Annotated in this window: 15 protein-coding genes; 1 reads left to right on the forward strand and 14 read right to left on the reverse strand. The window is 36.5% G+C overall.

Annotated features, from left to right (window positions below):
* The 11 genes from M0G43_RS02110 to M0G43_RS02160 all read right to left on the reverse strand — a co-directional run bounded on the left by M0G43_RS02110 (position 1) and on the right by M0G43_RS02160 (position 10,277).
* The gene (locus tag M0G43_RS02110) at positions 1-1,836 is read right to left on the reverse strand and encodes an ABC transporter ATP-binding protein (RefSeq protein ID WP_248023150.1); all 1,836 of its coding nucleotides are present in this window, start codon (positions 1,834-1,836) and stop codon (positions 1-3) included.
* 14 nt (positions 1,837-1,850) lie between these two features.
* The gene (locus M0G43_RS02115) at positions 1,851-2,177 is read right to left on the reverse strand and encodes an SUF system Fe-S cluster assembly protein (RefSeq protein WP_248023152.1); all 327 of its coding nucleotides are present in this window, start codon (positions 2,175-2,177) and stop codon (positions 1,851-1,853) included.
* A gap of 63 nt (positions 2,178-2,240) precedes the next feature.
* Entirely contained in the window at positions 2,241-2,663 is a 423-nt protein-coding gene (locus M0G43_RS02120) for a SufE family protein (RefSeq protein WP_248023153.1), read from the reverse strand.
* Between the two features lie 30 nt (positions 2,664-2,693).
* Entirely contained in the window at positions 2,694-3,182 is a 489-nt protein-coding gene (locus M0G43_RS02125; RefSeq protein WP_248023155.1) for a hypothetical protein, read from the reverse strand.
* A gap of 205 nt (positions 3,183-3,387) precedes the next feature.
* Positions 3,388-4,449, reverse strand: coding sequence for a zinc metalloprotease (locus M0G43_RS02130; RefSeq protein WP_248023157.1), 1,062 nt, complete (start codon positions 4,447-4,449; stop codon positions 3,388-3,390).
* A gap of 167 nt (positions 4,450-4,616) precedes the next feature.
* Positions 4,617-5,831 (reverse strand): aminotransferase class V-fold PLP-dependent enzyme, encoded by a 1,215-nt coding sequence (locus M0G43_RS02135; protein ID WP_248023159.1) that lies wholly within the window; start codon positions 5,829-5,831, stop codon positions 4,617-4,619.
* An 83-nt stretch (positions 5,832-5,914) separates the two neighbouring features.
* Positions 5,915-7,228, reverse strand: a complete 1,314-nt coding sequence (gene sufD, locus M0G43_RS02140; RefSeq protein WP_248023163.1) for a Fe-S cluster assembly protein SufD — start codon at positions 7,226-7,228, stop codon at positions 5,915-5,917.
* A 73-nt stretch (positions 7,229-7,301) separates the two neighbouring features.
* Positions 7,302-8,054: a Fe-S cluster assembly ATPase SufC gene (sufC, locus tag M0G43_RS02145; RefSeq protein ID WP_248023165.1), complete on the reverse strand. Its 753-nt coding sequence runs from the start codon at positions 8,052-8,054 to the stop codon at positions 7,302-7,304.
* Positions 8,038-8,463: a hypothetical protein gene (locus tag M0G43_RS02150; RefSeq protein WP_248023167.1), complete on the reverse strand. Its 426-nt coding sequence runs from the start codon at positions 8,461-8,463 to the stop codon at positions 8,038-8,040. Before M0G43_RS02150 ends, sufC begins: the two co-directional genes overlap by 17 nt.
* Positions 8,464-8,489: 26 nt before the next feature.
* Positions 8,490-9,938: a Fe-S cluster assembly protein SufB gene (gene sufB / locus M0G43_RS02155; protein ID WP_248023169.1), complete on the reverse strand. Its 1,449-nt coding sequence runs from the start codon at positions 9,936-9,938 to the stop codon at positions 8,490-8,492.
* Positions 9,939-9,947: 9 nt separating this feature from the next.
* Positions 9,948-10,277 carry a HesB/IscA family protein gene (locus tag M0G43_RS02160; RefSeq protein ID WP_248023170.1) on the reverse strand — a complete coding sequence of 110 codons (330 nt, stop codon included), beginning with the start codon at positions 10,275-10,277 and terminating at the stop codon, positions 9,948-9,950.
* A 165-nt stretch (positions 10,278-10,442) separates the two neighbouring features.
* Here M0G43_RS02160 and thiL point away from each other — a divergent pair, with 165 nt between their 5' ends.
* Entirely contained in the window at positions 10,443-11,489 is a 1,047-nt protein-coding gene (gene thiL / locus M0G43_RS02165; RefSeq protein WP_248023172.1) for a thiamine-phosphate kinase, read from the forward strand.
* A 278-nt stretch (positions 11,490-11,767) separates the two neighbouring features.
* Here the strand turns inward: thiL and M0G43_RS02175 are convergent, their stop codons facing one another.
* The 3 genes from M0G43_RS02175 to M0G43_RS02185 are packed head-to-tail and all read right to left on the reverse strand — an operon-like array spanning position 11,768 to position 14,181.
* Positions 11,768-12,052, reverse strand: a complete 285-nt coding sequence (locus M0G43_RS02175; protein ID WP_248023175.1) for a hypothetical protein — start codon at positions 12,050-12,052, stop codon at positions 11,768-11,770.
* Positions 12,053-12,112: 60 nt separating this feature from the next.
* Positions 12,113-12,889 (reverse strand): alpha/beta fold hydrolase, encoded by a 777-nt coding sequence (locus tag M0G43_RS02180; RefSeq protein WP_248023176.1) that lies wholly within the window; start codon positions 12,887-12,889, stop codon positions 12,113-12,115.
* Positions 12,886-14,181: an aminopeptidase P family protein gene (locus M0G43_RS02185; protein ID WP_248023177.1), complete on the reverse strand. Its 1,296-nt coding sequence runs from the start codon at positions 14,179-14,181 to the stop codon at positions 12,886-12,888. Before M0G43_RS02185 ends, M0G43_RS02180 begins: the two co-directional genes overlap by 4 nt.
* Positions 14,182-14,304 lie beyond the last annotated feature (123 nt).

Below are 14,304 nucleotides of genomic sequence, written 5' to 3' on the forward strand. Positions count from 1 at the left end.
TTATTGATATCCTTCGGCCTGCAGTTTGAATAATTCCGCATAAAGAGAATGATTGCCCATCAATTCTTCGTGCGTACCAACTTCCAGAACTTTGCCTTCGTCCAATACCAAAATCCGATCTGCTTGGCGTACAGTACTAAATCTATGCGAAATGATGATACTTGTTTTTCCTTTTGTCAACCCAATAAACCTATCAAAAACGTCACTTTCGGCTTTAGCATCCAAGGCTGATGTAGGTTCGTCCAGAATCATCACTTCAGCATCTTTCATATAAGCTCTAGCAAGCGCTACCTTTTGCCATTGGCCTCCAGAAAGCTCTTGCCCTTTGTAGAATCGTTTGCCCAACTGCTGCTCATACCCTTTTTTCAATTCAGAAACCACTTCATTTGCAAGACTCAACTCTGCAGCATTTTTAATTTTTTCATCATTTTCCAATTCGTCAATATCACCAATGGCAATATTCTCCCTAACCGTAAACTCATAACGATAGAAATCTTGAAATATAACACCGAAAAATTCTTGATAGTCTGCCTTATTGAAACGATTGATATTGATGCCATCCAAAAGAATCTCTCCTGATGTTGGTTCATAAAACCGAAGCAATAATTTGGTCAAGGTTGTTTTTCCTGCACCATTTTGCCCAACAAATGCCATTTTTTCTCCAACATCAATCTTAAAACTGATGCCTTTCAGAATTTCATTGTCTGAATCGGGATAAGAAAATCGTACATTTATAAATTCAAAACCTGTTTGAATTTTAATAGGCAACGGAATGTCTTCAACCGTTTTAGATTCAACAGATATATCCAAAAATTCAAAATAATCTTTTAGGTACAACGCACTTTCTGTAATACGAGTGAATTTTGAAAAGAATTCCTGAAGGTTACGCGTCAAACGATTGAAAGCTCCGGACAAAAATGTCAACTCACCAAGAGTGATGATGCCAGATATCACTCGATAGATGATGAAAATATAGGCGCCATAATAACTCAACGTTCCCAAAACATTGAACAAAAACCCTAGTGCCGAGCGCTTGATTGCCAGTTTTTTGTTAAGATCGAAATATTCGTTTGAAAGATTTTTGAATCGATCTACGATAAAATCTGTCAGGCCAAACAATTTGATTTCTTTGGCAGTCATATTGTTGGCTCCAATGAATCTCAAGTAATCCAATTCACGACGTTCTGCCGTCCATCCACGTGCAAGAGAATATTGTTGTTGACTGAACCAAATTTCGTTTATGAACGATGGAATGATGCTCAACACCAAAAGAATAATCAAATAAGGTTCAAAATAAATCAAACCCGCAACCAATGTCGCAATGGATATCAAGCTTTGAACTTCGCCAAGTGCATTCGACATTAAGTTGACACGGCCAGCTGTTTGAATTCTGGCGCGTTCCAATTTGTCATAAAACTCGGAATCTTCCAATAAGCTGATGTCAATTTGATTGGTTTTTTTGATGATTGATACCGAAGAATCTATGGAATAAGCATCACCAAGCAAACTATCTGTCAATGAAATGGCACGACTGACCAAATCAGAAAGAATTATTAAGCCAAATTCAATGGCTACATAGGTCCAGAGTTTTGTTAAGTCTGATACTTCGAGTTTAGATTGCAGTACGATTTCATCAATGATGACTTTTCCAATCCAAAGAATGACCACAGGCAATAATGCTCCGATCAATCTGCAAACCGCAGACATCAGGAACATTTTCTTATTGGTCTTCCAAATTTCCTTGAAAAATCGAGGAATAAATATGAGAGCGCTAAAAGACTGTCTTAAGCTTGTTTTGCTATTATCTTTTAGCGATTTAGGAGTTGGCCTAGGCATTAATTATCATCAAATTAGAGCATTCCAAGTTCTAACTTGGCTTCTTCACTCATCAAATCCTGGCTCCAAGGTGGGTCAAACGTGATTTCAACTTCGGCAGATTTTACTTCATTAATGGATTTGATTTTTTCTTCAACTTCCACTGGCAAAGTTTCGGCCACGGGACAATTAGGCGTCGTTAAGGTCATCAAGATTTTGACATCGTAATCCTCATTGACAAAAACGTCATATATCAACCCAAGTTCGTAGATGTCCACTGGGATTTCAGGATCATAAATAGTTTTCAAAACCTTCACTATTTTTTCGCCCAATGCATTTGTATCTATAGTTGCTTCGCTCATATTCTAATGTTCCAAGTTCAAAATTCAAAGTTGAATCAAAAAGAAATCTTAAATTTTGAATGTTTAATTTAATTGTGTTTGGTATGCGATAGCATACATTTTTAACTGCTTGATCATACTCACTAATCCGTTGGCGCGAGTAGGTGACAAATGTTCTTTTAAACCTATCTCATCTATGAAACCTGTATCAGCTTCAATAATGTCTTTGGGGCTTTGATTTGAAAACACTCGTATCAAAATTGCAATAATTCCTTTGGTGATAATGGCATCGCTATCGGCTGTAAAAATCACTTTATCATTTTCCATTTCCGCGTACACCCAAACCTTGCTTTGACAGCCTTTGATGATGTTTTCTTCAGTTTTGTATTGTTCGTCAATCAATGGTAGAGTCTTGCCTAAATCAATCATATATTGATAGCGTTCCTCCCAATCTTCAAACATTGAAAATTCATCTATTATTTCTTCTTGTATTTCCTTGATTGTCATTTCAAAATTTTACGCAAAGATACGCTTTATCTAATTTTTTTCGTGAGATGCTTTTATGGATAACACTTTATTAACAACTGCTTCAATAGCTTTTGGTGGATGTCCGTGATCAAAACTGTTGCTGGTTGTTTCCGATTTACCTTCAACCACACCCAAAGTGGCAAATGCAGCACCATCATACTGTCTCATAGATGTTGGTGCTTCGAGATTAGGCAGCTCATTGACTTTTACTTTGTTTAATTTCTCCATAAGTTCATTCCAATCACCTTCTGAAGTTGGGTATGTCATTTTTGAAACATGGTTTCTGTCCATTGTGATGGTTGTGGAATCTTTAGACACCCAGATGCGCTCATAAAAACCGCGTGTTGAAGCTTCATACCAGATAGTTTTAATTTCTTGTGACATGTCGTGAGATGTTTTTTCAGAATTGTCTCTGCCTATAGTCAATTCTGATGCTTTATTTTGCTCACAATCCTTGTTGAGCATAAAAATAGCAAGTATGGCAAATAGTAATTTCATGATTTAAGTGTTTCTATATTTAATACAAAAACGAAGCCAAAAGAATTTTGTCTCAATTTAATCTTTGAAAAAAACTGCATGAGTATAGCTTTCTGTTTTCATGAACAAAAGTATCAAAATTTTACCTCACACAAACTGCTAAACAAATGTATAATACTGAAAAGACGCCAATGTGGCGTCTTTTCAGTATTAGTAAGCTTTGAAATTAGTTAATCATAGACGCTCTTGGGCCTCCAGATTCAAAGATTGTTCTCATTCTTGCCTTTTGACCTTCGGTAAACATATACATACAAGCGTCATCTGTATAATCCATATAATTCATGGTCATATCTGTAGAATTGCAATGATTTGTTGGAAACGAAGGACATCCATAATTTGGTCTATCTGACGAAGGAGTATCCGAAACATAATCATCCCTATTACATCTTCCATCTCCCCAAATATGTCTTAAATTTAGATAGTGACCAACTTCATGTGTTGCTGTTCTTCCTTTGTCAAAAGGCGCTGAAACATATCCTGTTGTTCCAAAATATTGTGGGGAAATAACCACGCCATCTGTTGAAGAAGGACCACCAGGAAATTGTGCATAACCTAATATGCCTCCACCTATATTACAGACCCATATATTCAAATGTGTTTGCGGAGTCACTGGAGGATAAGCAGCTTTCATGGCATCATTTGTCCCCCAAGAAGATTGAGAATTGGCATGTCTAAATGTACCTGCCAATACAAACTCAATTTCAGAATCTGTAGCCACACCAGAGAACAATGAAGGAACTTGGTTACTGTCTGAATTATTTTTTCTAAAATCTCTATTGAGAACAGTTATTTGAGAGTTAATTTGAGTATCACTAATATTCTGCGCAGAAGTACTATATATTACGTGAACATATACGGGGATTGTAATAACTCCTAAATTGTCACCGGTTCCGGGGTCAGGATCAGAACCTCCATTGCCATTACCATTGCCATTGCCCGCCCCATCAGGTTTTTTTGCAGCAATACTCTTACGCGTGTTGTACTCTATATCATACATTTTTTTATATAAACCTTCGTTTTCATTGAGTAATCTGTTAAGATTTACCATTGAATAGCAAGATTTGGAACCTTCAGCTACTCTTGCAGCTTCTTCTGAATCAGAATCTGTGTAAACATAAAAATCACTCATGTCAACTTTACTTTGTTCTTGATTTGGCGCTTCTTCATCTTTGTTACAAGACGTAAAAATCATGGCAAGGGCAGCCATGCTTAAAATCATTTTTTTCATTTTGTTGATGTTTTGGTTAAAAAATTTGCTTAATATATAATTAAACAACCAATTTTTTGGTTTTTTATTCAATTAAACATAAGATTTTCGATGAAATGCAAATCTATTTGGAAATTAAAAAAGCACTTAAGAAGGTGCTTAACAATAACAAACTAACTATGAGTTACTTATGAAAGCATCGCTTTTGCTTTTTTAACGCCTTCCACCAAAGCATCAATTTCTTGTTTGGTATTATAGAATGCAAAGGAGGCTCGCACAGTACCTGGAATTTTGAAATAATCCATAATAGGTTGTGCACAATGGTGTCCAGTCCTAACTGCAATTCCCATTTTGTCCAAAATTGTGCCTACATCGTAAGGATGAATTTCTTCCAAATTAAAAGAAACAACAGATGTTTTATGTTTTGAAGTTCCATAGATTTTTAAACCATCAATTTCAGAGAGTTTTTCTGTGGCATATTCCAAAAGTTCGTGCTCATAAGATTCAATGGCATCAAAACCGATGTGATTGAGGTAGTCAATAGCTGCTCCGAAAGCAATTCCTCCACAAATGTTTGGCGTCCCGGCTTCAAACTTATGTGGCAAATCAGCATAGGTGGTTTTTTCAAACGTTACTTCGGCAATCATTTCTCCACCTCCTTGATATGGAGGCAACTTTTTAAGCCATTCTTCTTTTCCATACAACATTCCTACACCTGTTGGGCCACACATTTTGTGTGCTGATGCTACATAAAAGTCAACATCCAATTGTTGTAAATCTGGTTTTAAATGGGGACACGCCTGCGCTCCATCAACCAAAACAGCTGCGCCAAAACTATGTGCCTTGTCGATGATATATTTGATAGGATTTATAGTGCCTAGAGCATTCGAAATATGATTGACAAAAACCAATTTTGTCTTCTCCGAAAGTAATTGGTCATATTCTGACATTATCAACTCCCCATCTTGATTCATCGGGATGACACGCAATGTGGTACCACTTCGCTCACAGAGCATTTGCCAAGGCACGATATTGCTGTGATGTTCCAATGCAGAAACCAACACTTCATCTCCTTTTTTCAGAAAGGATGAAAAACCGTTTGCAACGAGATTAATGCCGTGCGTTGTACCAGAGGTCATAATGATTTCGTGGCTGTGTTTGGCATTAAAGTGCTTTTGGATTTTTAATCTAGCTTGCTCATATTTGTCAGTAGCTTCTTGACTTAAGCTGTGAACACCACGATGAATATTTGCGTTATAATTTGAATAATAATCTACAATGACGTCTATGACTTGTGTTGGTGTTTGGGACGTTGCGGCATTATCAAAATACACCAAAGGCTTGCCATTGACTTTACGGGAAAATATGGGAAAATCTTTTCTTATGTTTTCTATGTTGAGCATCTTGTTACGTTTAGCCCAGATTGAGGCATTGTTGGAGCTCTTTTGCAAAGCAAAAAGCGACTGCCGAAAGCTGGAAATTGCTTCTAAAGATCAAAACCGATATTCACACCCAGCTTCGTGGCAATAATTTTAGTGATTCGTTGCTTGATTTCTGGGATTTTCACTGAACTCAAAACATTGTTGCTAAACGCATACATCAACAACGCCTTGGCTTCTTTTTCAGGAATTCCTCTTGAACGAAGATAAAACATAGCACTTTCATCCAACTGACCGATGGTACAGCCGTGCGAACACTTCACATCGTCTGCAAAAATTTCCAGTTGCGGCTTGGTGTTGATGGTTGCCTTATCGCTCACAAGGATATTGTTGTTGGCTTGAAACGCATTGGTTTTTTGTGCTTCCTTGTTGACAATGACCTTGCCATTAAAAACACCTGTTGCGCTGTCTCCAAAAATTCCTTTATAGTCTTGATGGCTTTCGCAGTTTGGCTCAATGTGATGTACCAAAGTGTTATGATCCACGTGCTGCTTATTACCAATAATGGTAACGCCTTTCAACGTTGAATCGATACGTTCGCCATTTTGATAAAAGTTGAGATTATTACGCGTTAACTTACCACCAAAAGAAAAAGTATGCACTGAAGTAACACTTTCTCGTTTTTGGTCGATAAAAGTATTGTCTATCAACGATGCATTTTCGTTGTCATTCTGAATTTTATAATAATCTACGATGGCGCGCTTGTCTGCATAGATTTCTGTAACGCTATTGGTCAATACAGGATTGTCAGTCAAACTTTGATGACGCTCGATGATTTGAACGTGCGAGTTCTCATCAACAACGATTAAATTACGAGGTTGCAACATTAAAGCTGCTTCACTTCCTGTAGAAAAATGTACAATTTGAATAGGTTTTGCTACAGATATATTCTTTCCGATATGAATATAAGCTCCTTCGCAAGAAAATGCTGTATTGAGAGACGTAAGGCCATCTTTGGTAGCGACTTTGTCAAAATAATTTTCAATGATCGGTTGATATTTAGGTTTTGACAAGGCGGATGACATCAAACACACATCAATACCTTCGTGGGTGGTCTGTGATAAATGCGAAGCATATTTTCCATCGATGAAGACCACTTTATAGGTATCTATATCGTGTATAAAATACTTTTTGACATCGTTATATTCAATGGCATTATCGTGTTTTGGAAAAACGCTATAGTTGTGTTTTAACACATTATTCAGAGATGTATATTTCCAATTTTCTTCTTTTTTTGATGGAAATCCTTGAGATTCAAATCTCTTTATCGCTTCACTCCTAACATCGTGTACTGGTAAATCTACATCCACCAGATTTTCAAATGCCATAAAGGATGATATGAGTTTTTCTTTTAATTCCATTTTGTTTAGTTTTCAGTCGCAGTCACAGTTTTCAGTTCCACTGTTTACTGCTACTGCGAACTGCATACTTAAATTATGCGTTTACTTCTTCCTTAATCCAATCGTAACCTTTTTCCTCAAGTTCGTGAGCTAGTTCCTTGCCTCCTGATTTTACGATACGACCATCGTAAAGAACGTGTACAAAATCCGGTACGATGTAATCTAACAAACGTTGGTAGTGTGTGATTACAATCACTGCATTATCTTTACTTTTAAGCTTGTTGACACCATTGGCCACAATTCGAAGGGCATCAATATCTAAACCTGAATCAGTCTCATCGAGAATTGCCAATTTCGGCTCCAACATTGCCATTTGGAAAATTTCATTACGCTTTTTCTCTCCACCTGAAAAGCCTTCGTTTAAGGAACGTGACAGAAATTTACGGTCAATTTCCAGCATTTCAGATTTCTCACGGATCATTTTCAGCATTTCGTTAGCTGGCATATCAGGCAACCCTTTTGCCTTTCTGGTCTCATTGATGGCAGCCTTCATAAAATTGGTGACACTTACGCCTGGTATTTCAACTGGATATTGAAATGATAAAAAGATGCCTTTATGCGCACGCTCTTCGGCAGCTAATTCATCTATGTTCTCATCATCCAAGAGAATTTCTCCTTCACTGACTTCATATTCTTCCTTTCCTGCAATGACTGAAGCCAAGGTACTCTTACCAGAACCATTCGGTCCCATAATGGCGTGTACTTCTCCTGGTTTTACTTCCAAATTAATGCCTCTTAAAATGGATTTATCTTCTACGCTTGCGTGTAAATTATTGATTTTTAGCATTACTATCTTTTCCTAATTTTATAATATTATTGTCGTTTGGGTCTGCCATTGAAACCTTGATGATTTCCAAGATCTCGATTCTATTGTCCCAACCTTCTTCGTTTTCTGGTTTTTTTGATTTTTTTACTCTTAAAGTAACCTTAACTTCATCCGTAGCATCAGTTTTAAGAGGTTCAGACTGTATGATCAAATCTTGAAGCATTTGATTTTCTACAACTCCGAACAATTCACTTTTAGTTTGAAATACTGCAGCATCGGCATAATACATAAAATTGCCTGAAACCAAGCTTTCATCAGAAGTTAGAGGTGTTTCGATGGTTTCAACCTCATTTTCAACTTCATTCTTCTTGTCGCTTTTACAACTTACAAGGACGATAACAATTGCCAAAAGTGAAATTATTTTTTTCATTAAATATTTGACTTTAAAATGATTAATTATCCCACAGAGCCTTCAAGGCTTATTTCCAATAATTTTTGAGCTTCCACAGCAAACTCCATCGGTAACTTGTTTAAAACCTCTTTACTAAATCCGTTTACGATTAATGCAATGGCTTTTTCCGTATCAATTCCTCTTTGATTACAATAGAAAATTTGGTCTTCGCCAATTTTACTGGTCGTTGCCTCGTGCTCGATTTTAGCCGTTTTGTTTTTTGCTTCGATATATGGAAAGGTATGAGCGCCACATTCATTACCCATCAACAAACTATCACATTGGGAGAAGTTACGCGCATTGTCTGCTCTTGAACTTATCTGAACCAATCCTCGGTAAGAGTTTTGGGATTTTCCAGCAGAAATACCTTTGGAAATAATCGTTGATTTTGTGTTTTTTCCAAGGTGAATCATTTTCGTTCCAGTATCTGCCTGCTGAAAATTATTGGTAACTGCAATCGAATAAAATTCACCAACAGAGTTATCGCCTTTCAAGACGCAACTTGGATATTTCCACGTAATTGCCGAACCTGTTTCTACTTGTGTCCACGAAATTTTCGCGTTTTTTTCGCAAAGACCTCGCTTTGTTACAAAGTTGTAAACACCGCCTTTTCCTTCGGCATTGCCAGGAAACCAGTTTTGTACTGTAGAGTATTTTATTTCGGCATCTTCCAAAGCAATCAATTCCACGACTGCTGCGTGCAATTGATTTTCATCACGACTTGGAGCTGTACATCCTTCCAAATAACTCACATAGCTACCTTCATCCGCAATCACCAAGGTGCGCTCAAACTGACCTGTTCCTGCTTGATTGATTCGGAAATAGGTTGACAATTCCATAGGACATTTTACACCTTTCGGAATGTAGCAAAAGCTTCCGTCACTGAAAACAGCCGAATTTAAAGCTGCATAAAAGTTGTCTTTTTGAGGGACGACGGTTCCAATATATTTTCTGACTAGTTCAGGATATTCTCTAATGGCTTCACTAATGGAACAAAAAATAATTCCCTTTTCGTTCAAAGTTTTTTTGAAAGTCGTTGCTACTGAAACTGAATCTACAACTACATCCATCGCCACACCAGCAAGCTTTTTTTGCTCATCTAGGGAAATCCCAAGTTTTTTGAAGGTTTCCAACAGTTCTGGATCTACCTCATCCAAACTATCGTATTTCGGTTTTTTATTTGGAGCAGAATAGTATGATATCGCTTGAAAATCGGGCTTAACATAATTAACATTTGCCCATTCTGGCTCAAGCATTTCTTTCCAAGCTCTAAACGATTCCAATCGCCATTCGGTCATCCAAAGCGGTTCTTCCTTCTTCGAAGAAATAGCCTTGATGATATCTTCATTTAATCCAACAGGAAATGTATCCGATTCAATATCAGTATAGAAACCATACTCGTATTCCTTGGTTTTTAATTCTTCCCTTAAATCGTCTTCGGTATATTTACTCATTGTTTTATTTTAAAGAGAGAAGCTTTCTCCACAGCCACAAGTTCTATTGGCATTTGGATTGTTGAATACAAAACCAGAGCCATTCAAACCGCCTGAATACTCCAATGTAGTGCCAATCAAATACAAAAAGCTTTTTTTGTCTACGATAATCCTAACACCATTGTCTTCAAAAACCTTATCATCATCTTGTTGAGCATTGTCAAACTTCAAATCATAAGACAAGCCTGAACAACCACCACTTTTTACGCCAACGCGCACAAAGTCTGTTGCAGAGTTAAAGCCATCCTCGCTCATAAGCTCAATGACTTTCTTTTTAGCTGTTTCAGAAACTTTAATCATTTATACTGTAAATTAGGTCTAAATAAGACTGCAAATATACGATTTAAGTCCTGTTTTACCATAGAACCTAACATTATATTAGCAAATGGATTAATAGGTTTTGCAAATACGAATTAAATACAGAAAGCTAGGGTTATTTATTTTGATAATTGGTAATTTTGCAGAATGATAGAAGATAAAAATCCACAGCGAACCTCTATAAGTGAATTGGGCGAATTTGGCCTCATAGATCACCTCACCAAAAATTTTGAAATCAAACAGAAAACCACCATCAAAGGAATAGGCGACGATGCAGCTGTTTTGGATTTTAAATCGAAAAAAATTGTGGTCACCACTGACCTTTTGATAGAGCAGGTACACTTTGATTTGAGCTATATGCCTTTAAAACATTTAGGGTATAAAGCCATTATGGTCAATCTGTCGGATGTATATGCAATGAACGCCAAGGCCACACAGGTAACTGTTTCTATAGCTGTTTCCAATCGTTTTCCATTAGAAGCTTTGGAAGAACTATATGCTGGCATTGAAACTGCTGCCAAAATCTATGAAGTTGATGTGATAGGAGGAGATACCACATCGTCAACCACAGGATTGATTATTTCTGTAACAGCTATTGGCCAAGCTGATGAAAGTGACATTGTTTATAGAAATGGCGCAAAACCCAATGATTTATTGGTGGTAACAGGAGATTTGGGCGCCGCTTATATGGGATTGCAGATTTTGGAAAGGGAAAAAGAGGTTTTTAAGGTAAATCCAAACAATCAACCAGATTTGGATATGTATACTTACATTATTGAGCGCCAACTAAAACCTGAAGCGCGAAAAGATATTGTGAATCTTTTGGAGGCATTGAAAATAAAACCAACGTCTATGATTGATATCAGTGATGGATTGTCTTCTGAAGTGATTCATTTGTGCAAGCAAAGCAAAGTAGGTGTCGAGCTTTATGAGAATAAAATTCCTTTGGACCCTCAAGTAATCTCTACCTGTGAGGAGTTTAATATTGATAGTACTACAATAGCGTTAAATGGTGGTGAAGATTATGAATTGTTGATGACTATATCACAAGAAGATTATCCGAAAATTAAAGGGAACCCAAACTTAACCGTAATTGGATATATGACAGATAAAGAAAACGGTATGAATCTGGTGACTAGAGCAGAAACACTCATTCCATTAATAGCAAAAGGCTGGAATTCCTTTAATGCTTAAAAACCAATAGACCTTCTAACTTTTTAGATTTTCTTTTTTCGTGAATACGCTCAAGAACTGAATTGATTTCTTTATATTTTGGGGTTAGAGGAGTTAGCTCGCCTTTGCCGTTGGTTGTCATTTCAACATTACAATGAGTACACTTGTATTCATTGACATAATACGTTACCTTTTTAGAAATTACATACTGGTGCCCAAATACTGAACAATAAATGCTTTTCACTGGTCTATTAATTTTAGTTACTATTTAAGAGGATGCTTAAATATAACAAAATCAATCAATAACCTACAGCATTGCTCAAATATATCGATGAAGTGAATGTTTTTTGCTGCAAACGCATTTTTCGGCGCATATAAATATCTTCCAAAACAGCATTGATTTCTCTAAATTTAGGAGTTAACTCAATTAGGTTTCCATTGCCGTTTGTGGTTAATTGTCGCTTGCAACACTTGCACGTATATTCTTTTACATGGCGTGTAACTTTTTTAGAAACTTCGTATTGATGTCCAAAAAGACTGCAATATAGTTTCAAAGGGGCTGAAGTAGATTGCGATTTACTCATGGTGCATTGGTTAATAGTCTCAAAACTAATAAAATAATCAAACCAATGCGTTAAATGGAATTATTTTTCGATGAAATGAATTAATTTGTAAGATAATTCTTTTTTATTTTCAATATGGCTCATATGTCCATCGGAAAACTGTACTATTTCGATAGTGTTTGACGACATTTGATCAATCACAGTTTTATAGTCCAAAACAGGATCCTTTTCTCCTATAACAATCATTTTTTTATATGATACCGTAGAAAACAGTCCGCTTCTATCCTTACGTTCTTTCATGCCTTCAAGAGCCGCCACCACTCCTTGCACAGGCATTTTTAACGCTTCTTTCTTAACCTCATCAATTTTTTTTGAAAACTTCTTTCGGTTATCTTCAGCGAATAGGTTTGCAACAGACATACTGATAAAAGTCCCTGGATTTTGCTTTACAGCCTTAATAGCCCTATCTCTATTTAACTTTCGTTCTTCCGAATCTGCTGCAGCCGTAGAATTCATCAAACAGAGACCATTTATTTTTTCGGGATAGAGTTCAGCGAACGCCAATGCCACATATCCACCCATAGAATGGCCAATTAAAAGTGCTTCATCAATCTCAAGATGCTCGAGAACTCGATTAACACATTCCGCCATTAATTCCATTGAATGCACGTAACCTATGCAACCTGTTTGACCGTGGCCCAACAAGTCAATGGTAATAATTCTATTTTTTTTTGAAAATATTGGAATGAAATTATCCCACATTGTAGAATTTTCAAGAAAGCCATGGAGTAATACAACAGCTTTACCGAAGCCGTAATCCTCGAAATGTATCTCCGTTTCCTTAAAATTGAGTGTCATTTTTTGTTCATCAAACTTTCAATCTCTTCTGCTTCAATCGGAATATTTCTCATCAAATTAAAAGGTTCGCCCTTCTTTTGAATCACCACATCATCTTCCAATCGGATTCCAAAACCTTCCTCCGGAATATAAATACCAGGTTCTACAGTAAATACCATATTTGCTTGCATAGGTTCCGTTAAAATCCCATAATCGTGAGTATCCAACCCTATATTGTGACTTGTACCATGCATAAAATATTTTTTATAGGCAGGCCAATCCTTGTCTTCGTTTTTCACATCTGCCTTGTCAAGTAATTTTAAATTTAACAATTCCGAAGTCATAAGCTTACCTACTTCAATGTGGTAATCAGCCCAAAGTGTTCCTGGAACCAACATTTTTGTAGCTTCATCTTTCACTCTGTTTACGGCATTATAAACCTCCTTTTGACGTTTGGTAAATGTTCCGGAAACAGGAATTGTTCTTGTCATATCGCTTGAATAATTGGCGTATTCCGCTCCCACATCTAACAAGATTAAGTCTCCTTTTTTACATTGCTGATTGTTTTGGATATAATGGAGCACATTGGCATTATTGCCAGAAGCTACAATTGGTGTGTACGCAAATCCTTTTGAACGATTACGCAAAAACTCGTGCATCAATTCTGCCTCTATTTCATATTCCCAAACACCTGGTTTTACATAATTGAGCAATCTTCTAAAACCTTTTTCAGTGATATCACAGGCTTGCTGCATCAAATCCAACTCAATTTTATCTTTTACGGAACGTAACCTTTGAAGAATAGGATTGCTTTTGGCGACACTATGCGCTGGATATTTATCATTCAACCATTTTGTAAAACGATCTTCCCGCGTTTCGGTTTCTACATTGGCGCGATAATGCTCATTGGTATTAATATAGACAGTATCACATTGAGTCATTAATTCAAATATGATTTTTTCCATATCTTTCAACCAATAAACAGTCTTGATACCTGAAGTTTCAAAAGCAGCCTCTTTGGTCAGCTTTTCACCTTCCCACACAGCAATATGGTCATTTGTTTCCTTCAGAAATAATATTTCACGATGCTTTTCTTTTGGACAATCAGGAAACAGTACCAAAATACTTTCTTCCTGGTCAACACCACTTAAATAGAAAATATCTCTATGTTGCTGAAAAGGCATCGTACTGTCTGCACTAATCGGATAAATGTCATTGGAGTTGAAAAACGCAATACTATTAGGCTTCATTTGAGCGGTGAAATTTTTGCGGTTTTTTATGAAAAGCTGGTTCTTGATTGGATGATATTTCATTTTATATCTTTTTGACATTCTAATTTGAAATTCTAAATTTCACAATATTTTATGAGATAATTGAGTTTATAAAGGTAATAACTTTAAATTGTTTGGTTTCATCGTCATTTATCGTTTATTTTA

This window comes from Subsaxibacter sp. CAU 1640, from assembly GCF_023156585.1.
GTDB lineage: Bacteria > Bacteroidota > Bacteroidia > Flavobacteriales > Flavobacteriaceae > JBPOFM01.